The following is a 20,981-nucleotide window of genomic DNA, read 5'->3' as shown; positions in this document are numbered from 1 at the left end:
AACCTGAGATAGATGGATTTATCTACAAATATTTGACCGAGGGAGGTTACACAATGGTTAAAAAGTTAGTCTTTTTTATTGCGTTGGCGACTTCATTATTTACTGTATATACGGCTACTTTTGGACAATTCACACCAGTTCTCCAACGCGGGATTTTTATCGGATTAATTCTCTTACTCGTATTTTTACTATATCCAACTAGTAAAAATAAAAAATGGTTAAGAGTTATCGATATTATCGCGTTACTTGGAGTAATTTCTTCTATAACGTATCTTTATATTTCTTATCCAACGATCGAAAGCAGGATTGGGTATGTCAATCATGCAGATACCATTTTTGGTTTGATTCTCGTAGTACTCTTGCTAGAAGCTTGTAGACGTGTAACGGGCTGGGCTTTGACTATTATCGCAGGTATCTTTTTAGCCTACGGATTCTTTGGATTCCTAGTCCCAGGCTATTTTGGTCATGAAGGCTATGATCTTGCACGATTAATGACAACGATGTTTTTAACTACTGAAGGGGTATTCGGTTCAGCATTAGCAGCAGCGGCTACATTTGTTGCGATGTTTATTATCTTTGGAACATTTCTTGAAAAAGGTGGTGCGGGCCAAGTATTTATTGATCTTGCCATGGCTGTTGGTGGAAGAAAAAGAGGTGGCCCAGCAAAAGTGGCAGTGTTTGCAAGTGCTTTAATGGGCTCTGTAAACGGTAGCCCAGTAGCAAATGTTACGACTACGGGAGTGTTCACGATCCCGTTAATGAAAAAAGTTGGCTATAAGAATGAAGTGGCCGGGGCAGTTGAAGCAGTTGCTTCAACCGGTGGCTCCATTTTGCCGCCAGTCATGGGTGCTGGCGCATTTATAATGGCCGAAATGGCGGGTCTTCCTTATTCGGCAATCGTTACTGCTGCTGTAATCCCTGCTCTATTATATTATTTGTCTATTTACATGGTGGTTGATTTTGAGGCTGCCAAGAATAAGCTCGAAGGTCTATCGAAGGAAGATACTCCTGATTTAAAGGAAACGTTGAAAAAAGGGATTTTGCTCCTGCTTCCGTTATTTGTGTTAATCTTCTTTTTAGTTTTTGCAAAAGTATCTGTAACTAGAGCTGCTCTGTATTCGATTTTGGCAGTAATCATCGTCAGCTTCTTTACCAAGGATAAGAAAATGGGGATTCGATTATTGATTGAAACCTTTATTGCATCGGCCAAGAGTATGATTGTTGTATCTGTAGCCTGTGCAACTGCCGGAATTGTCGTTGGGATTATAACACTTTCTGGACTAGGACTAAAACTATCAGGTGTATTGCTTTCCATTGGTGAAAGCTCTCTATTCTTAACATTAGTTTTAACGATGATTGGGGCGGTTATTATTGGTATGGGACTACCACCTACACCTGCCTATATTGTTTTTTCTGTCTTAGCTACGCCGGCACTCGTTCAATTAGGAGTACCGTTACTGGCTGCACACATGTTTGTATTCTACTATTCTTGCTTTGCACCTATTACGCCACCAGTTGCGTTAGCGGCATTTACTGCTGCAGGTATTTCAGATGCAAAACCTTTTAAAACTGGCTGGACTTCGTTTATCTATGCACTTCCCGCTTTTATCATTCCTTTCCTATTTATATATGGGCCGGAATTGATGGGAGAAGGTACGTGGCCACAAATTATCTATAGTACTTTAACGGCATCGATTGGAGTAATTGCGATAGGAGCTGCAACAACTGGCTGGTTTAGGAAAAATCTAGTCATTGTTGAGAGAATATTAATGCTTGTCGCTGGTGTCACTTTGGTTATTCCTGGATTATTGTCTGATATCATTGGAGTCATCCTAATTGTGGTTGCAAATTTGCTGATCCAAATTAGAAAGTCAAAGGCTTCGAATTTAAATAGTAATAACTCAGTAAAAGAGGCTGTGGAATGATGGAGCTGAACAATACGATTCGTGGTTTATTAAAGAATGCAGTGGAATTTCATGTCCATTTTGCACCTGATGGACTAACAAAGAGAAAAAATGATGCGTTTGAACTCTTGAAAGAGGCAAAGTCTGTAGGGATGCGAGCGGTTGTTTTGAAGAATAAGAGTTTTGGTACAGGGGCTATCGCTCTTCTCGCCAATAAATATTGTGATGGAGCAAGGGCCATTGGCGGGATTACGCTTGATTCAAGTGTTGGGGGACTTAATCCAGAAGCAGTGGCTATCGAAGCGGCAATGGGTTCCAAAATTGTTTGGATGCCAACCTATTCTTCCAAAAATGATCCAAACCATATGAATACGAAGAAGCAGAAAATTAGAAACAGTATTTCCATTGTTGATACTGAAGGGATTCTACTACCAGAAATAATAGAAATTTTAGGAATTATTAAAGAGAATGAAATGATTTTAGCAACAGGTCATATCTCGAGAAATGAAATTTTTATACTATTTAAGACTGCTATCGAAATGGGGATCACGAGACTTGTTGTTAATCACCCTCTTACTCCATCAGTAGGGACACGTCTTAGCATAGAGGACCAAATCATATTATCAAAAATGGGTGCTTATATGGACCATTGCTGGGTTGCTACACGACCAAAACATTCCCGCTTGCCAATAAGTGACTATGTAACCGCTATAAAAGCAGTTGGAGTAGATAAATGTATCATGTCAACAGATTTTGGTCAGGTTCATAACCCGACACCACTTGAAGGCTTCCGGGATATGGTTCAAGGCCTATTGGAGGAAGGCTTTACAATAGAAGAACTTGAACAAATGATCAAACAAAATCCAGCCCAATTATTGGATCTTGATGGGAATGATTAAAGGATGAAGAGTGAGATAAGACTAGGCTTCATCGGATTTGGAGAAGTGGCACAATCAATTTCTGCTGGTTTAATGGAGGTTGGGTTTGGAGATCTATTTGCTTATCATTACAGAGGACTTCATGTTTCCACGAAATTACAAGAGCAGGCAAAGGAGCTAGGGGTTAGGCTGGTTGGAACACAGAATGAGTTAACAAAAGAGTGCAATATAATCTTTAACGTTACAAGAACGTCAGTTGCCAGAGATACAGCTTTTGGTATAATGCCCTTCTTAACAAAGGAACATCTATATGTTGATCTAAATAGCACAAGTCCACTTGTTAAGAGAGAAATAGCGGAAGTGTTTGATAAGCAAGGTTTAGTGTTTATTGACGGAGTATTAATGGCCCCTTTGCCACTGACGAAACATCGTGTCCCGATCATTGCATCAGGGGCAGGGGCTGATAGGCTCGCCGAAATACTCAAGCCTCTTGAAATGAATATTGAAGTGATTGAGGGAAGCCCTGGAACGGCTTCTAGTATTAAAATGATTCGAAGCATGTTCATGAAAGGACTTGCTACTCTTTTAATAGAAACCTTTGTTGCCGCTAAACAGTCTGGAGATGGTTATGAAAAAATCATGGGATCGATTCGACAGACAATGGATACGACTCCCTTTGATACGTTAATGGAACGGTTCTTAACAGGTACTGCAAAGCATTCCGGTAGAAGAATCGGTGAAATGGAATCTGCCCTTTCTTATGTCTCTGAGTCAGGAATGGTCCCTGTTATGACAAAAGCGACGAACGATCTATTACAGATGATTTCTACTGCCAAGGACGCACAGGATTCTTTCCTATTACCGAGTAATCAAGATGAGCTATACTCCTTTTACAAAAACGTTTTTACGGAGGAGGAGAATCGATGAGTAAGGATAAATATTTTTCGCATGAGAAATTAAAATCATTGGTTCAGAGTATTTTTACGAACATTGGGCTGAATCAGAAGGATGCAAATGTTATTGCTGATCACCTTGTATTAGCGAGTTTAAGAGGTGTCGATTCTCATGGTTTAAGTAGGGTTCCGATATATGTTAAACGAATAAAAGAAGGTCTTGTAGATATTCATGGTCAGGTGAAGATTACTCATGAGACTCCTTCTTCAACTCTCATTGATGGAGATAATTTACCCGGAATATTGGTGGCGCAAACAGCGATTGAACTTGCTGTTAAAAAGGCGAAGACTTCTGGTATTGCCATGATTGGAACGAAGAATTCTAATCATTGTGGGATGCTCGGGGCTTATGCGTTATACGCTGTGAAGCATAATATGATTGCCTTTTTAACCTCCAATGCATCCCCTTCCATGGCTCCTTGGGGAGGAATGGGGAAATTTTTTGGAACAAATCCTTTTTGTTATGGAGTACCAGCAGGTCAAGAACAGGACATAATCTTGGATATGGCTACAAGTGTTGTTGCCAAAGGGAAAATCAGATTAGCGGAAAAAAAACAAGTGCAGATCCCTGAAGATTGGGCGATTACCAAGGACGGTAAACGAACGACCGACCCTACGGAAGCGTTGGATGGACTAGTTCTTCCGATGGCGGGTCCAAAAGGATATGGTCTTGTTTTATTAAACGATATATTATCGGGGGTCTTTACAGGTGCTAATTATGGTCCCTATATCTCTTCTATGTTTGAACAAAAAATACAAGGTGTAGGTCACTTTTTCGTCGTTATGAGACCAGATTTATTCCAAACGCTGGATACCTTTAAAGATAAGATCGATCGTTATATTACTGAAATCCGTAGGGTGAGACGTATGGAGGGGATTGATCGAATCTATTTGCCAGGTGAAATTGAACGTGATATCGAGGAAAAAAGAAGAATAGAGGGAATTCCGTTAACGGCTTCTTTGCTTGATGAACTGAACAAAATTTCATCTGAATTAAATATCCATGCTATTTAAAGGAAGATGAATAATTTGTTCAAAATGGGAGGGGAAAACATGGCTGAGTCTACGTTACAACAAAGTCCTTTCTGGAATTATATTAATATGAAGGAAATGGTATCAAAGGATGGATATGGAGAAGTGGAAATCAGTGTTTTTCCAGATCTATTACAACGAAGAGGGCATGTCCATGGTGGAGTAATCGCAACACTTGTGGATGCCTCCATCGGTTGTGCGATTCGTTCCTTATTGAAAGAGAATGAAATATCCGCAACGATTGAGTTAAAAACGAATTATCTTCGACCTGCTATCAGTGCAAAGCTAGTGGGAAAAGCGCAAATCGTACAACGGGGTAGATCCATTGCGGTAGGAGAAACGAAGGTTTGGGATGAAGAGGGGAAGTTAATTGCAATGGGTACTGCCACTTTTAACATAAAGGAAAAGGGATGACAGATGGCAAAGTACTGGGATGATTTCCAAATTGGAGAAACGTATAAAAGCGATAGTAGAGTTGTCCAAGAAGAGGATGTTATGCAATTTGCTTCTCTTTCTGAAGATATGAATCCTTTACATCTTGATGAAGAGTTTGCAAAAAAGACTCCTTATGGAAGAAGAATTGCTCATGGCATGCTCGTTCTATCAAAAGTGACGGGGCTACATTATGGATTAGGTCTCTTCAAAGGAACTTCGCTTGGAGTATTAGAAATACAATGGAAATTTAGAAAACCAGTTTTCATTGGAGATAGTATTGAATTTGTTGCATCTGTAGAGGACAAAATTGAAACATCAAAAAAGGATAAAGGGATATTGGTACGTTCCATTCTAGTTAGAAATAGCAACGGAGATATCGTACAGGAAGGGAAGTTTATAAATCTAATTAGAAGGCGAAATGGGTAAGACTATCTACATGCCTTTACCCTTCCTATTATTTGATAACCAAGCAACAAAGGGAGACTGAGATTTCAGCTCCTTTATTCTTTGTTAAGGGAGGCTTGAACATTGCAATTGCTCATGTTTCTAGGAATTCAACTGTTCGTGTCAATCGTTTTACAAGGAACAAAACCAATTGTATCTTTGTATGCAGATTCCCTAGGAGCATCCGCAGTCGAAATTGGAATATTGGTATCCGCATATGCATTTTTACCGATGTTATTAGCCATTAAGATTGGAAAAGTTCTCGATCGGATCGGGGCGAAAAAGCTTACCTTGTATGGGGCAATTGGAATGTTAATCGCTGTGATTGTCCCAATTTATGTTCCCAATTATTATGCACTCGTTTTTACTCAATTGGTCATTGGATGTTCCGTCATATGCTGTTTGATTTCCATGCAAAAAACCATTGGTAACCTACCAGGAAATCGTGACAAGTTAATCGCTCTATTTAGTTTGATAGGCGCAATGGGAGAGTTTATTGGGCCTGTCCAAATGAGTTTTATTTATGAACACTTAGGAATTAAGGAAACGTTTGGGATGAGTATTATTCTATTACTTTTCGTTATTTTGATGGTACTTGTATTGCCTAAAACCTCCTGGAGAAAAATAGAAAATTCAACAACTAGTCATGGCAGCACCTTCGCTCTACTAGCAAATATGAATTTACGTAAAGCCATGATTATTTCTGGTTTAGTATTGAGTTCGAAGGACCTCTTCGTTGCCTACTTTCCTATTTACGGTACAGACATTGGACTTAGACCCAGTACGATTGGTTTGATTATTTCTGTCACGGCTGTTTCAGCGATGGTTGTTCGGATTTTACAATTTCCATTAGTGAATCGTTTTGGACGAGGAAGAGTACTCACAGGAACTTTATTGTTAAGTGCCATTTGCTTTTTGCTTATACCCTTATTTTCAAAAATTTATATCCTATTTCTGATCAGCGCATTATTGGGACTTGGTCTTGGATTAGGGCAGCCATTAAGTCTTGTCTTCGCATTAAATGTTAGTAAAACCGAAAGGCATGGAGAAGTACTCGGATTGCGATTAACGATTAATCGTGTTTCCCAATTTACTGCACCTTTTGCATTTGGAGGTGTCGGAATGATAGCTGGAGTAGGAACCATATTCTATATTATTGGCTCGGTTATATTTATGGGGATGTTTTTTACAAAAATAAATGGAGAGGCCACGGAAGGGTTAGATGAAAAAAATATATCTTGAAAATTGGTGAGGAAATAAACCCTTGCTATTTTTTTGTCTTAATTAATGTTCAAATAAATAACAAGATGAACAGAGGTATGTATAGAAAATAAACGTTCTAAAAGTGAGTTAAGAGATTCATTAAGAAAAATGGCTTATTTATTAGGTTTTAAAATATTTTTTAAAAATTTTAAATATTGGCATTAAACTTGCTTGAATAGTAAATGAACTAAAATTTTAGGAGGGGTAAAATGAAGGAACAAATATTGGAGGTATTAGAGCCGTTTAGAAAAACACTTCAGGCTGATGGTGCAGATCTTCAAGTCAACAATGCAGATACACAGAATATTACCATGGAATTAGTAGTTGCTGATGAAACTTGCCTTGATTGTATTGTTGCTAAACCTATTATGAGTAATATCATTGAAAGTCAACTTAAGAAAAGTGGTATTCCTTTTGAACAGCTCAATCTAGTTTATCCTGAATTTTAAATAGAATTGATAGTAAAACTAAATGTTTCAAATGATTTAGAAGGATTGTTTTTACAACATAATGAAAGCGTTGTCAAATTATATTTGAGAATATATTTTATGATAAATACTTATGAGAAAGAAGGGAAAAACGTGAAAAAGAAGAGACTCTTTAAAAAAATATATTCTATTTGTATAGCATTTTTAGTTATTGGAATTCTTGCAGCATGTTCAGGTCAGTCATCCTCTGGATCTAGTGCGGGATCAGGCGGTACAAAACAGTATAAAATCGTAACTGCGACAACTACTGGTGCCTATTATCCAGTTGGAGGAGTCATGGCATCCATTCTAAGTGAAATGGAGGGCTACAACTTTACTGCAGAAGCAAGTGGGGGATCACAAGAAAATGCACGCTTGATCGATTCTGAACAAGCCCAAATTGGATTCTTTGGTGCTGATACGTTATATAATGCGTATAATGGGCATGAAGCGTTTAAAGAGAAACCAATAAAGTTAGCAGGACTCGCACAAATTTATTCCAATCCATTCCATGTCGTTGTTTTAAAAGAAAGTGGCATTACTTCTATTGCTGATTTAGAAGGAAAAAAAGTAGCTGTTGGTGCTCCAGGTTCCGGAACATCTGGAAAGGCAAAGCTAATTCTTGAATCCTATGGACTGATTTTTGATGAAAATATGAAGGCGGAATATCTTGATTTTGCAGAAGGTTCAGAGGCACTAATTGACGGGAATATAGATGCTGTTATCATTTCCGTTGGTTTACCATCAGGAAATGTACAGGAACTTGCCACATCCCATGAAATTGAATTAATCGGTTTCGAACCTGAAATGACCAAGCAGATTATGGAGCAATATCCATACTTTACTGAGACAGTTATTCCGCGTGGAACTTATAATGGAATTGATAAAGATGTAACAGTCATTAGTGCCCCAAATGAGATTGCGGTTGACCCGGACTTAGATGAGGATTTTGTGTACGAAGTCACCAAAATGCTATATGAGACAAAATATAAAGAATTTGTAGCTTCCCATGCAAGTATGAAGGATTCTACTTTGGAAATAGCTCCAAATACAACGGTGCCACTCCATCCAGGAGCAGAACGCTTTTATAAAGAAAAAGGTCTGATTGAATAAGAAATTTAGATGAAACAAGCCAGCAGGAAGAATGTTTTCTTTCTGCTGGCTTGCTGGTTATTCATTAAGCTTTTTCTTGATTCTGAACTCTTTTTACCATTGGATAGAAAAATATCCCGCTTGCGAGTAAAGCAACGCCCAATAGGAATGTTTTCAAATCAGATGTACCAGTGAAAATCACCCAAAGTGAGTAAATCGTTGCAAGTACAGCAATGATTCCATCAGGCACTCTATTAGAGCCACTTAAGTAGGTTTCTCCTGTAGTAACTAGCTTCAATTGATACAATGAAGAAATTAAATACGGAACAAGATAAGCTAATGTTGCAATGTATATGACGAAGTCAAATGCACTGGCAATCGAACTTGAAATCGTTGAAAAAAGAAACACTTGCGCTAATCCGTTAGAAAGAATAAGGGAGAAGACAGGCATTCCCTTATTGTTTTCCTTTAAAAAGGCGGGTATAAATAAGCCTTGCTTTGCTGCTTGATAAGGAACCTCTGCACTTAACAAAATCCAACCTAATGTGGAACCTAATAAGCTAATTAGTCCAAGTCCAGCGATTAAATACGCTCCGACAGGCCCTAAAATCGTCTCGATTGCATCAACTAAAGGTTTCTCAGATTGAATCAATTGCTCTTGAGGGAGAATCCCCATCACAAGAACACTAATCCCAATATAAATGGCTAAAGCGATGAAGAGTCCAAGAATCGTAGCTTTCTTAACATCCTCTTTTCTTTTGGCTCTTCCGGCAAAAACGATTGCTGATTCTATTCCAAGGAATGCCCACAGGGTAGAAACGGCAGCATTGTTAATTTGACCTAGTAACCCAACCGTATTTCCAGCGTCATCATATCTTGGTGCGTCAAATGGTAACAAATAGCTTTTTTGAAAAGCAAATAATGCAATGACGATAAAGATGAAAAAACCGATAACCTTCGCAAATGTAGCGATAAAGTTAAGGGTTCCTGCTCCTTCAATTCCTTTTAAAATGATGAAATGCATGCCCCATAATAGAACTGAACAAATAATAAAAGTGACAAGATTCCCTAATTGAAGCGTAAAGTCGCCAATTTGAGTGACTGTCGCATCACTATTAATAATCGGAAAGAAAGTAGATAAGTAGCTAGTAAAAGTGGTGATGATGGCCACATTCCCTGCGAAATTTCCAATCCAGTAGCCCCAAGAAGACATAAAGCCTGAAAGAATGGAAACATTTGAATCTTTTTTAAACAATTCTTTCGCATAAATTTGCGGTCCACCATTTAATTCAGGTTTTCTAATAGCGAGGTTTCCAAACACGAGGGCAACCATAAGAACTCCAAATCCAGTCAATCCCCAACCTAATAATACTCCTGCTGGGCTTGCTGCTTCTGCTAATACTCGTGGGAGCATAAATATACCAGAACCAACCATGTTCCCAACGACTAAAGCTGTTAAAACCCAGAAGCCTAATTTATTTTCAGCCATAAAAGGTTATTCTCCCTTCAATGTGTAAATGATTTTTTATGCACAGAAATTCATAATAACCATTTCGACAAAAATCGTCAATAGCTAATCCTTTTTCTACTTATTTAATATATCCAATAAGTAGATGAGCTTAACAAAAATACTTTCGATGCTCTAATAATTTTCATTGATAAAGATAAATTAGTATTTTATAATAATTAGAAATATTACGAAAATTTATCATGCAAAAGGAGGGCACGCGAATGAAACTCTATATGTCAGTAGACATGGAAGGAATCACAGGTTTAGTAGATTATACCCATGTTGATTCTCGGCAGCACAATTATGAACGCTCTCGTCAAATCATGACAGATGAAGCAAATTACGTGATCAATACAGCTTTTGAACAAGGCTGTAAAGAAGTAATTGTGAACGATAGTCATTCGAAAATGAATAATTTATTAATTGAAAAGCTCCATCCTGAAACTCAGCTTATAAATGGAGGAGTAAAACCTTTTTCTATGGTAGAAGGCCTTGATGAAAGCTTTTCAGGAGCTATTTTTGTTGGATACCATGCACGTGCTTCAATGAAGGGTGTTATGAGTCATTCGATGATCTTTGGAGTCCGCCATTTCTACATAAACGACGTTGTTGTTGGAGAATTAGGGTTCAATGCTTATGTAGCTGGATATTATGGTGTTCCCGTTATCATGGTAGCTGGTGATGATCAAGCAGCAAAAGAAGCAGAGGAACTCATTCCGAATGTGACAACGGCAATTGTCAAAGAAACGATTACACGCTCTGCCATTAAATCTCTTACCCCTACAAAAGCCGGACAGCTTTTACAAGAAAAAACGGCGATTGCACTTAAGAATAGACATCTCGTGAAACCACTCATTCCACCAGAAAATCCAGTACTAAGAATTGAATTCGCCAATTACGGACAGGCTGAATGGGCTAACCTCATGCCTGGAACAGAGATTGAACCAGGTACAACAACTGTTCGATTCCAAGCCAAGAATATTCTCGAAGCCTATCAAGCCATGTTAGTTATGACTGAATTAGCGATGCATACCGATTTTTGTTAGGGAGTGAGTAAATGGCTACATATTTGATTAAACGATTCTTCGCCATGATTGTGACATTATGGCTCATTATCACGTTAACCTTCTTTCTCATGCATGCTCTTCCTGGTTCACCCTTTAATGATGAAAGGAATACGAGCGAGGCTGTTCAGAAAAACTTAATTGCCCACTTCAACCTCGACCAGCCAGTTTCCGTCCAGTACATAGAATATCTTAAATCCATCGTTCAATTTGATTTTGGCCCTTCAATTAAGAAATCTTCACAAACGGTAAATGACCTACTAGGAAGGGGTTTTCCTGTTTCCTTTGAATTAGGAATGGTCACGCTGGTGGTCGCAATTATATCAGGAATTTTACTAGGTATTGTTGCGGCGCTTAAGCACAATGGGGTCATTGATTACCTCGCGATGACCATCGCTGTATTAGGGATATCAGTGCCAAACTTTGTACTAGCTACCATGCTAATCCAGCAGGTGGCAGTGAATTGGGAGCTCTTGCCCGTCGCAACATGGAAGAGTTGGAAGCATATGGTGCTACCAACCTTAGCTCTTGCAACTGGTCCTATGGCAATTATTGCCCGACTTACTCGTTCCAGTATGCTAGAGGTGCTCACACAGGATTACATCCTAACGGCGAAAGCCAAAGGGTTAACTCCTTTTAAAATCGTCTTCAAACATGCGTTGAAGAATGCACTATTACCGGTTGTAACCGTTCTTGGTGCATTGGCCGCTGGAATTTTGACAGGGACCTTCGTTATTGAAAAAATCTTTGCTATTCCCGGAATGGGGAAGTATTTCGTAGATAGTATTAATAATCGTGATTACCCAGTCATCATGGGAACGACAATTTTTTATAGTGCTCTATTAATCTTTTTATTGTTCTTGGTGGATGTAGCATATGGGATTCTCGATCCAAGAATCAAGCTACATAAAAAGGAGGGACGATGATGGAGGCACCAAAGCAGCAGGATACATCCTTTACTCAACCAAATATTCTTGACGAGTGGTTTGTGCCAAAGAAGCCAAACAAAGACGAAGCGGAAGCGGTTGTTAGACCGAGTGTCTCTTATTGGAAAGATGCATGGTATCGTCTCTTGAAAAATAAACTAGCAATGATAGGGCTCGTGAGTTTGATATTACTAGTTTTGATGGCAGCATTTGGACCAATCATTGCGCCAGATTCAGCCGAAACAACCGTTCTTCAAAATCAAAATCAGCCTCCATCCTCTGAACATTGGTTCGGCACAGATGAGCTGGGTCGAGATGTGTTTATACGGACGTGGGAAGGAGCTCGCATTTCTCTATTTGTCGGGGTAATGGCTGCCCTTATCGATTTTATCATAGGTGTTGCCTATGGCGGGATTGCCGGGTACAAAGGGGGAAGAACGGATCATTATATGATGCGTTTTGTTGAGATTCTCTACGGCCTTCCTTATTTGTTGGTTGTTATTTTAATTAGTGTTGTCCTTAAGCCGGGTCTATTTTCTATCATTATTGCTCTTTCGATTACCGGATGGGTAGGAATGGCTCGAATGGTTAGGGGGCAAGTTTTGCAAATCAAAAACTATGAATTTGTGCTAGCATCGCAAACATTTGGAACGAAAACGTCAAGAATAATCCGCAAAAATTTGCTTCCGAACACAATGGGACCCATTATCGTCCAAATGACTTTAACCGTACCATCCGCCATTTTTGCGGAAGCTTTTCTAAGCTTTCTTGGGATCGGTATTCAGCCACCTTTTGCAAGCTGGGGCTCGATGGCAAATGATGCATTACCTGTAATCTTGTCAGGAGATTGGTGGCGATTATTCTTTCCAGCCTTCTTCATTTCCTTAACGATGTTTTCCTTTAATGTTTTAGGGGATGGATTACAAGACGCACTTGATCCGAAGTTAAGGAGGTAACAGCTATGGAAAAAATACTGCAAGTAAAGAATCTCCATGTCTCTTTTCGAACCTATGGGGGAGAGGTTAAGGCGGTTCGTGGAGTGACTTTTGATTTACATAAGGGAGAAACGATTGCGATTGTCGGGGAATCAGGTTGTGGGAAAAGTGTAACGGCGAAAAGTATTATGGGCCTTATTCCTAACCCACCAGGAAAAATTACCGACGGAAAAATTCTTTTTAAAGGAAAGGATTTAGCAAAATTACCGGATAGGGAGCTGCGGAAAATACGTGGCGCAGATATATCGATGATTTTCCAAGATCCAATGACCGCTCTGAATCCAACGTTAACGATTGGCGAGCAAATTATGGAGGGGATCATTCAGCATCATAAGATTGCTAGGTCAAATGCTCGAAAAAAAGCGCTGGAAATTTTGGAGTTAGTCGGGATTCCGAGCCCGAAAAGTAGACTTAAGCAATATCCTCATCAGTTTAGTGGTGGAATGAGACAAAGGATTGTGATTGCCTTAGCGCTAATCTGTGAACCAGAAGTGATGATTGCTGATGAGCCAACAACCGCATTAGATGTGACCATACAGGCGCAAATATTAGATTTATTCCGGGATATCCAAAAGAAAACCGGCGTATCTATCATTCTTATCACCCATGACTTAGGTGTAGTTGCCCAAGTGGCGGACAGGGTCGCGGTTATGTATGGGGGAAAAATTATAGAGACAGGAACAAAAAGAGAGATCTTTTATGAGCCTCAGCATCCTTATACAAAAGGATTGCTAAATTCTGTTCCTCGTATAGATATAGAAGATGCTGAGCTTGTACCAATTGCTGGGACACCTCCTGATTTATTTGCACCTCCAGCTGGCTGCCCATTTGTGGCTAGGTGTGGGTACGCGATGGAGGTTTGTGACAGAATCTATCCGACTCAAACGCTGAAAGGGAATGAACATCAAGTTTACTGTTGGCTTCAGGATGCCCGAGCTAAAACTAGTTTTGCTACTAAACGGTAACTTCTTTTAGAGATAGACTCTAGAAGTTAAATAAATACCTAGTTACATACCAAAACGTTAGGGGGAAACAGAATGAGGAAGTATTTATCGATCTTTTTAGCAACTCTATTAATCTTTGTTTTAGCAGCGTGTACGGCAAATGAGGATGCAGGAGAAGATCCTAAGGACGAAGATGGAGCGACAGAAGAAGCGAGTGAGAAGGTTCTCTATTGGAACAATAGTATTGAACCAACATCATTTGATCCTCCCGTTGGATTTGACGCAGTTTCTTGGAGTGGGTTAAACAACCTAATGGAGGGATTAACACGTCTAGACGAGTCACACACTCCACAGCCTGCTATTGCAGAAGACTGGGATGTTTCTGAGGATGGAAAAACGTATACCTTCCATATCCGCGAAAATGCGAAATGGTCAAATGGAGACGATTTGAAAGCTTCTGATTTTGTCTTTGCGTGGAAACGTGCCCTCGATCCAGAACTTGCAGCTTCATCAGCATTCTTGGGGTACTTAATTGAAGGGGCAGAGGCCTACAACAGTGGCACAGGGTCTGCCGATGCAGTAGCAGTAAAAGCAGTTGACGACAAGACGTTTGAAGTAACACTTACAAGTCCACAAGCCTATTTCTTAAACATTATTTCGTTGCCAACCTTTTTCCCAATTAATGAAAAGGTAGCAACAGAAAATCCAGAGTGGTTTGCAGAAGCAGAATCATTTGTCGGAAATGGTCCATTTAATTTAACAGAATGGGAACACGACAGTCACTTTGTGATGGAGAAAAACGATCAGTATTGGGATGCTGAAAATGTGAAGATTGATAAAATTCATTGGGCAATGGTTGATGACCCGAATACAGAGTATCAAATGTACCAAGCTGGTGAGTTAGATTCATCTAATATTCCACCAGAGTTAAGTGAACAGCTATTTGAAGAAGGTGATGTAGAAATTGTTGACCAAGCTGGACTATATTTCTACCGTTTTAATGTCACGAAAGAACCGTTCCAAAATAAAAATATTCGTAAAGCATTTGCTTTAGCTGTTGATCAACAGCAAATCGTTGATTATGTAACGAAAGGTAAGGAAGAGCCTGCATATGGATTTGTTTCTCCAGGGTTCCCTGATGCCAATGGGCAAGATTTCCGTGAAACAAGTGGAGACCTTTTAAAAACAAATGTTGAAGAAGCAAAAGAATTGCTGAAAAAAGGGATGGAAGAAGAAGGCTATGAGACACTTCCAGAAGTTACTTTAACCTATAGCTCAACTGAAACACATAAAGTAATGGCAGAGGCAATTCAACCTATGTTTAAAGAAGTATTAGGTGTCGATGTGAAATTACAAAGTGTTGAATCCAGCGTGTTTTCAGAGGAACAAACAGAATTGAAGTATCAATTATCTCGTAGCTCATTCTTAAATGACTTTGCTGATCCGATTAACTCTCTGGAAAGCTTCCAAACAGGACATTCGATGAACCGGACTGGATGGAGCAACGCAGAGTATGACAAGTTAATCCAGGATGCTAAGAAAGAGTCTGATGAAGCAAAACGATTTGAAATGTTGTATCAAGCAGAGAAAATTTTAATGGACGAAGCACCAATTTTCACTGTTCATTTCTATAATCAAACATTCTTACAAAATGAAGCTGTAACAGGTGTCGTTCGTCATCCAGTTGGCTACGTTGAGTTTAAATGGGCAGATAAAGCAGAGTAATTTTTTTGATATGAAAGGGGTGTTCAATCGGACATCCCTTTTCCACTAACGATTTGGAGGCGTATTGTCGATGATGTTGCCAGACCGTTTAAAACAAGGAGATATGGTTGGGATTATTGCTCCTGCTAGCCCTCCTAATTTAGAGAAACTTGAGAGGGCGATTACTTTTCTATATGGGTTAGGTTTGAACGTCAAAATCGGGAAGAATCTTGAAAAAGAGTATGGCTATTTAGCAGGACAAGATGAGGAAAGATTAGCGGATTTGCATGAGATGTTCGCAGATGATGAGGTCAAAGCCGTCTTCTGTGCTTGCGGTGGCTATGGAACTGCAAGACTTGCTGACGCAATCAATTATGATGTCATCCGTAACAATCCAAAAATCTTTTGGGGCTATAGTGATATTACCTTCCTTCATACCGCAATTCGGCAGCAAACTGGATTGGTGACCTTTCATGGACCGATGTTAGCAAGTGATGTTGGGCAAGAGGACGTTAATGAGTTAACAATGAAAACTTTTTCACAACTATTTGAGCCAACGGCAATTACTTATTCAGAACAAATTTCACCTTTGCATATATTAATAGAAGGTGATGTGACGGGGATTCTCGTCGGTGGGAATCTTAGTTTATTAACAAATACATTAGGAACAAAATTCGAGGTCGATACAGAGGATAAGATTCTTTTCATTGAGGATGTCAATGAAGAGCCTCGGTCTGTTGATCGAATGCTAAATCAAATGTGGATGGCAGGTAAGCTACAAAATCTTAAAGGCGTGTTAGTCGGGGATTTTAAAAATTGTACCCCTCATCGTGAAAAAACACTTTTACTAGAAGAAGTCTTCGATCATTACATAAAGAAAATCAATAAGCCTACTATGAAAGGCTTTAACATTGGCCATTGCTCGCCAAATATTGCTGTTCCGCTAGGTGTAAACGTTAGGTTGAATACGTTTGATAAGAAAGTTGTATTTGAAAATGGGGTCCAATAAAGAAGAGGTGGATCATGATGAACATTACAAATATCGATACTTATAAAGTGTCTGTACCGTTGATTAAACCTTTTAAGACGGCGTTACGTACCGTTGTTGTAGCAGAGTCGATTATTGTAAAAGTCACCTGTGATAATGGGATTATTGGCTGGGGAGAAGCACCACCAACTCATGTGATTACAGGAGAAAGCCTCGCAAGCATCGAGGCGGCCATTCAACAAGTGATGAAACCTGCTTTATTGGGGAAAAGTCTGTTAAACTATGAAGCTATTTTTCACGAGTTGTCGGCAGTTTTGGTGGGAAATTCAAGCGCAAAAGCTGCGGTTGATATGGCATTATATGATTGTCTAGCGCAAAACTGTCGGCTTCCTCTTTACCAGTTTCTTGGCGGACATAAGGACGAAATTGAAACAGATTTTACTGTTAGTGTGAATGGTCCAGAAGAAATGGGAGAGGATGCTGTTCGCTATGTCCAGCAAGGTTTTGATGTGCTAAAAGTGAAAGTCGGGAAGGATGATATTGCTACGGATTTGAAGAGGATTGCTGAAATCCGAAAGCGTATTGGTAACGAGATTAAAATTAGGCTTGATGCGAACCAAGGCTGGCAACCGAAAGAGGCGATTCGCATCATTCGGAAAATGGAAGATTTAAATTTAAATATTGAACTAGTAGAACAGCCTGTTAAAGCACATGATCTCGAGGGATTAAAACAAGTAACTGATGCGGTCGAGACATTGATTATGGCCGATGAAAGTGTGTTTACGCCGAAACAGGCGTTAGAGGTTGTGAAATCTAGAAGTGCTGATTTAATCAACATTAAATTGATGAAGGCCGGAGGAATCTATCAAGCTACGATTATCAATCAGCTCGCTGAGGTAAGCGGAATGGAATGTATGGTTGGAAGTATGATTGAGACACGCCTGGGAATTACAGCGGCAGCTCACTTTGCGGCTAGTAAGAAAAATATTACGCGCTTTGATTTTGATGCACCACTTATGTTAGCGAAAGATATTGTCGATGGTGGCATTCAATATAATGGAAGAAAAATTACTTTTTTAAATCGTGCGGGCTTAGGAATTAGTCAAATTCATGTGGAGGGAGAGGTTGTTCATGGTTAACGCTAAGGTTGTTAATGTTCCAGTGGCTACAGTTTGGACTTCATTCGATTCACCTCGGGAGTTTGACCAAAAGGCGATTTCTTACCCAGTGGATATTCAGGATTGGATCGACAGTATGTCCTATGAAGAATCCCTGGACCTCTGCAATTCTAATCTTGTTCAAACTCAAGTTCTATTTGGTGAAGAAGTATTGGTTGTGGAAGAAAAGGATGGCTGGTCAAAGGTTCTTTTACCTGAGCAAGCATCTAAAAAGGATGAACGTGGCTACCCTGGTTGGATCCCGAATGCTCAATTAAGGAATGTTGCCGAATGGAATGTTAAGACTGTACCGATTGCTGTCGTCACTAGTAAAAAAGCTGAGATTTTTGACGAGGAGAGAGCTCCGCTATTTCTATTAAGCTACCAGACGACTCTGCCAGTTCTTGGTCAAGATGAAGAGCGGGTGAAGGTACAAACACCAACAGGTTTTGGATATTTGAAAATTGAGGATGTTGAGATTGCTCCTTCTTTTGCTGAACGGAAACTAGGAAATGGACAGGAGATCGTAGCAGCAGGCGAGCAATTTTTAAATCTGCCTTATCTTTGGGCCGGAACGAGTAGCTTTGGATATGATTGTTCAGGTTTTTGTTACAGCATGTGTAAAGCAAATGGCTACATCATTCCGAGGGATGCGGGGGACCAAGCTGGAGCTGGAAAATCTATACCCTTGAGTGCGATCGAGCCAGGAGATCTCCTCTTTTTCGCCTATGAAGAAGGCAAGGGAAGCATTCATCATGTGGGGATTTATTATGGGGATGGGAAACTTCTTCATTCACCGAAAACGGGAAAGACGATTGAAATCATTGACCTAAAAGGAACCATTTACGAAAGAGAATTATGCGCAGCAAGCCGTTACTGGTAGATTCGGAGGAAGATAAAATGGAAAAACAGGTACTTTTAGAAGTGAAAAACTTGAAGAAACACTTTTCCCTTAGCCGCAAAACTACTCTGAAAGCTGTTGATGGAGTCTCGTTTCAAATTTATCAAGGAGAAACGTTTGGAATTGTTGGCGAATCAGGCTGTGGAAAATCAACAGCAGGTAGAACGATTATCGGACTGTACGATCAAACAGAGGGCGAGGTTATTTTTAACGGGAAAGATGTCCATTCATTAAATAAGCATGAAAAATTCCAAATGCAGAAAAAAATGCAGATGATCTTTCAAGACCCGTATGCCTCATTAAACCCGAGGTCGACCGTTCGCGAGATTATTTCTGAACCAATGGAGGTTCATGGTTTATATCCGAATAAGTTAGAACGGTTGGAACGAGTGTACCAATTATTAGAGGATGTTGGTTTGAATCGAGAGCATGCCAATCGCTATCCTCATGAATTTAGTGGGGGGCAACGGCAAAGAATCGGGATTGCTAGAGCATTAGCGTTAGATCCTGATTTTATCATTGCTGACGAGCCTATCTCTGCCCTTGATGTATCCGTTCAGGCACAGGTTGTCAATCTGCTAAAAAAATTGCAGGAGGAAAAGGGATTAACCTACCTATTTATTGCACATGATCTTTCGATGGTGAAGCAAATAAGCAATCGCATTGGGGTTATGTATTTGGGGCATCTTGTGGAATTAACGTCAAGTAGCCAATTATACAAAAATCCTCTGCATCCTTATACGAAAGCATTGTTATCAGCAATCCCGATTCCAGATCCGGATATTGAAGACAAGCGGGAACGTATTATTTTGGAAGGGGATATTCCTAGTCCGATTGATCCGCCAAGTGGCTGTGTCTTTAGAACACGCTGTGCACATGCGATGGATGTTTGTGCAAGGGTGAGGCCAGAGTGGCAGGAAATCGATTCTGATCATTTTGTTGCTTGTCATCTTTATAGTCAGGCTGAAAACAATGACGCGGCGGGTCCGAAAATAAACTTGATGGCGAAAATATGAAGCGGTTAGTCGATAGTATCAGAAAGCAGATTGAGTTGTGTCCAGGACGCATTAGTCTTTGGGTGGAAATTGGTGATTGGTCTTTTGAGCATGATAGTGAACGAGTGTATTCATCAGCTAGTCTTATTAAGGTTCCCATTTTGATTGAAGTACTTCGACAGAATGAAAAAGGTCTTTTTTCTTTGGCTGATTCTTTGCAGATTGGGGAGGGGCAGCGTGTAGGTGGATCAGGGGTTATCCAAGCTTTGGAACAATCTTTCTGGACGATTAAAGACTTAATGACTTTGATGATTACAGTCTCAGATAATACAGCTACTAATATGCTTATTGAGTTATTAGGGATGGATGCAGTGAATGAAAGTATGGAGTTAATGGGATTGAAAAAGACAAAACTTCAGCGTAACATGATGGACTTTACTGCGTTGCAGCAGGGAACGGATAACCAAACTTGTGCTAGTGATATGATTCGCTGCTTAAAAGTAATTGATGAGTGTGGATTTTTAACGGAGAAAAGTTGTCATGAGGCAAAAAAGATTTTGCAACATCAACAGTTTCATAAAATACTAGAGCTTCTTGACTCGGATAAAGGGTATATGGGAAGCAAGTCTGGTAGTCTGCCAGGAGTTGAGCACGACTGTGCCATCATCAATTATGAAGGTAAGACTGCTTATGTCGCGATTCTAATTGATCAAATACCGGACGGAAAAAGCGGTACTTTATCGATGAAGGAAATCGGCAAGGCTGTATTTGACGCAATGACCACAGTTTAGTTTGTTAGCTGTGGTTTTTTTGCGTACATCGATTTAAGTTGTAAGACAAAGTGGTTTGAATGACAGAATGGCTCTGGGAGGAGGGAAAGTTGTCAATGAAAAGTAGTTTGAATGACAGAATGGCTCTGGGAGGAGGAAAAGTTGTCAAACAAAATTAGTTTGATTGACAAAATGACTCTAGGAGAAAGTCAAGTCCTTAATCTTGTGTAAAAGTGCCAACAATGGGTTTTCAACTAAACTAAAAATTTGTATAGTAAACAAGAATTATTTCGAATTTATATTGAGAGGCGGGCATGATAGCCTGGAGGGCGAGCCAGGTGTTGTAAAACTCCTGGCTTCCTGGCTTTACTTCATGCCCGCTGGAGGCTCAATGTCAATTCGAAATTAGGCATTCCCACCACATATGGAAAGGTAGTATAGCCTATTTTTTTCTTGGTTTTCCTCTAGTAATTTGTTTCATCGATTGTTCCTCGTTTACCTGCATGAGAACAGCTCCAATCAATCTAAATGCGGATTGAGTATTCGGAAATATACGGAT

The 20,981-nt window shown here is 39.7% G+C and carries 20 protein-coding genes; 19 read left to right on the top strand and 1 reads right to left on the bottom strand.

Translation table 11 applies throughout. The features are described from left to right. The first annotated feature begins 53 nt into the window (after positions 1 to 53). The 9 genes from FAR12_RS13700 (at position 54) to FAR12_RS13660 (ending at position 8,489) form a co-directional block, all read left to right on the top strand. Complete coding sequence (locus FAR12_RS13700; RefSeq protein WP_126409228.1) at positions 54 to 1,925, top strand: TRAP transporter permease; 1,872 nt, start codon at positions 54 to 56, stop codon at positions 1,923 to 1,925. Continuing rightward, on the top strand, positions 1,922 to 2,803 hold the full coding sequence (locus FAR12_RS13695) for a DUF6282 family protein (RefSeq protein WP_126409227.1): 882 nt from the start codon (positions 1,922 to 1,924) through the stop codon (positions 2,801 to 2,803). The genes FAR12_RS13700 and FAR12_RS13695 overlap by 4 nt, the downstream gene beginning before the upstream one ends. A 3-nt stretch (positions 2,804 to 2,806) precedes the next feature. Beyond that, on the top strand, positions 2,807 to 3,709 hold the full coding sequence (locus tag FAR12_RS13690; protein WP_126409226.1) for a DUF1932 domain-containing protein: 903 nt from the start codon (positions 2,807 to 2,809) through the stop codon (positions 3,707 to 3,709). After that, positions 3,706 to 4,749, top strand: coding sequence for an Ldh family oxidoreductase (locus FAR12_RS13685; protein WP_126409225.1), 1,044 nt, complete (start codon positions 3,706 to 3,708; stop codon positions 4,747 to 4,749). Before FAR12_RS13690 ends, FAR12_RS13685 begins: the two co-directional genes overlap by 4 nt. 39 nt (positions 4,750 to 4,788) lie before the next feature. Further along, positions 4,789 to 5,181 carry a PaaI family thioesterase gene (locus tag FAR12_RS13680; protein WP_126409224.1) on the top strand — a complete coding sequence of 131 codons (393 nt, stop codon included), beginning with the start codon at positions 4,789 to 4,791 and terminating at the stop codon, positions 5,179 to 5,181. Between the two features lie 3 nt (positions 5,182 to 5,184). Then, on the top strand, positions 5,185 to 5,628 hold the full coding sequence (locus FAR12_RS13675) for a MaoC family dehydratase (protein ID WP_126409223.1): 444 nt from the start codon (positions 5,185 to 5,187) through the stop codon (positions 5,626 to 5,628). A gap of 102 nt (positions 5,629 to 5,730) precedes the next feature. Beyond that, complete coding sequence (locus FAR12_RS13670) at positions 5,731 to 6,888, top strand: MFS transporter (protein ID WP_126409222.1); 1,158 nt, start codon at positions 5,731 to 5,733, stop codon at positions 6,886 to 6,888. 230 nt (positions 6,889 to 7,118) lie between these two features. Then, the gene (locus FAR12_RS13665) at positions 7,119 to 7,358 is read left to right on the top strand and encodes a NifU family protein (RefSeq protein WP_126409221.1); all 240 of its coding nucleotides are present in this window, start codon (positions 7,119 to 7,121) and stop codon (positions 7,356 to 7,358) included. Positions 7,359 to 7,490: 132 nt separating this feature from the next. Further along, entirely contained in the window at positions 7,491 to 8,489 is a 999-nt protein-coding gene (locus FAR12_RS13660) for a TAXI family TRAP transporter solute-binding subunit (RefSeq protein WP_170972202.1), read from the top strand. A 64-nt stretch (positions 8,490 to 8,553) separates the two neighbouring features. On the opposite strand, the gene FAR12_RS13655 is transcribed toward FAR12_RS13660, so the two are convergent. Continuing rightward, positions 8,554 to 9,957: an amino acid permease gene (locus FAR12_RS13655; protein ID WP_126409219.1), complete on the bottom strand. Its 1,404-nt coding sequence runs from the start codon at positions 9,955 to 9,957 to the stop codon at positions 8,554 to 8,556. A gap of 242 nt (positions 9,958 to 10,199) precedes the next feature. Here FAR12_RS13655 and FAR12_RS13650 point away from each other — a divergent pair, with 242 nt between their 5' ends. The 10 genes from FAR12_RS13650 to FAR12_RS13605 all read left to right on the top strand — a co-directional run bounded on the left by FAR12_RS13650 (position 10,200) and on the right by FAR12_RS13605 (position 20,443). Then, positions 10,200 to 11,024, top strand: a complete 825-nt coding sequence (locus FAR12_RS13650) for a M55 family metallopeptidase (protein ID WP_126409218.1) — start codon at positions 10,200 to 10,202, stop codon at positions 11,022 to 11,024. A gap of 11 nt (positions 11,025 to 11,035) precedes the next feature. Continuing rightward, complete coding sequence (locus FAR12_RS13645) at positions 11,036 to 11,968, top strand: ABC transporter permease (RefSeq protein WP_126409217.1); 933 nt, start codon at positions 11,036 to 11,038, stop codon at positions 11,966 to 11,968. Then, entirely contained in the window at positions 11,968 to 12,924 is a 957-nt protein-coding gene (locus FAR12_RS13640) for an ABC transporter permease (RefSeq protein WP_126409216.1), read from the top strand. Before FAR12_RS13645 ends, FAR12_RS13640 begins: the two co-directional genes overlap by 1 nt. A 5-nt stretch (positions 12,925 to 12,929) precedes the next feature. Next, positions 12,930 to 13,928, top strand: a complete 999-nt coding sequence (locus FAR12_RS13635; protein ID WP_126409215.1) for an ABC transporter ATP-binding protein — start codon at positions 12,930 to 12,932, stop codon at positions 13,926 to 13,928. A 72-nt stretch (positions 13,929 to 14,000) separates the two neighbouring features. Beyond that, entirely contained in the window at positions 14,001 to 15,632 is a 1,632-nt protein-coding gene (locus tag FAR12_RS13630) for a peptide ABC transporter substrate-binding protein (protein WP_126409214.1), read from the top strand. A gap of 70 nt (positions 15,633 to 15,702) precedes the next feature. Continuing rightward, complete coding sequence (locus FAR12_RS13625) at positions 15,703 to 16,620, top strand: S66 peptidase family protein (protein WP_126409213.1); 918 nt, start codon at positions 15,703 to 15,705, stop codon at positions 16,618 to 16,620. Between the two features lie 17 nt (positions 16,621 to 16,637). Beyond that, positions 16,638 to 17,738 carry a dipeptide epimerase gene (locus FAR12_RS13620; RefSeq protein WP_126409212.1) on the top strand — a complete coding sequence of 367 codons (1,101 nt, stop codon included), beginning with the start codon at positions 16,638 to 16,640 and terminating at the stop codon, positions 17,736 to 17,738. Beyond that, positions 17,731 to 18,639, top strand: coding sequence for a C40 family peptidase (locus FAR12_RS13615; RefSeq protein ID WP_126409211.1), 909 nt, complete (start codon positions 17,731 to 17,733; stop codon positions 18,637 to 18,639). The genes FAR12_RS13620 and FAR12_RS13615 overlap by 8 nt, the downstream gene beginning before the upstream one ends. 17 nt (positions 18,640 to 18,656) lie before the next feature. Further along, positions 18,657 to 19,673 (top strand): ABC transporter ATP-binding protein, encoded by a 1,017-nt coding sequence (locus FAR12_RS13610; RefSeq protein WP_126409210.1) that lies wholly within the window; start codon positions 18,657 to 18,659, stop codon positions 19,671 to 19,673. Next, positions 19,670 to 20,443: a serine hydrolase gene (locus tag FAR12_RS13605; protein ID WP_126409209.1), complete on the top strand. Its 774-nt coding sequence runs from the start codon at positions 19,670 to 19,672 to the stop codon at positions 20,441 to 20,443. Before FAR12_RS13610 ends, FAR12_RS13605 begins: the two co-directional genes overlap by 4 nt. Positions 20,444 to 20,981: the final 538 nt, after the last annotated feature.

The sequence above is a fragment of the Bacillus yapensis genome (assembly GCF_005280205.1).
Taxonomy (GTDB): domain Bacteria; phylum Bacillota; class Bacilli; order Bacillales; family Cytobacillaceae; genus Robertmurraya; species Robertmurraya yapensis.
Note: the sequence above shows the minus strand (reverse complement) of the source record. Positions and strands in the feature narration are given on the sequence as shown.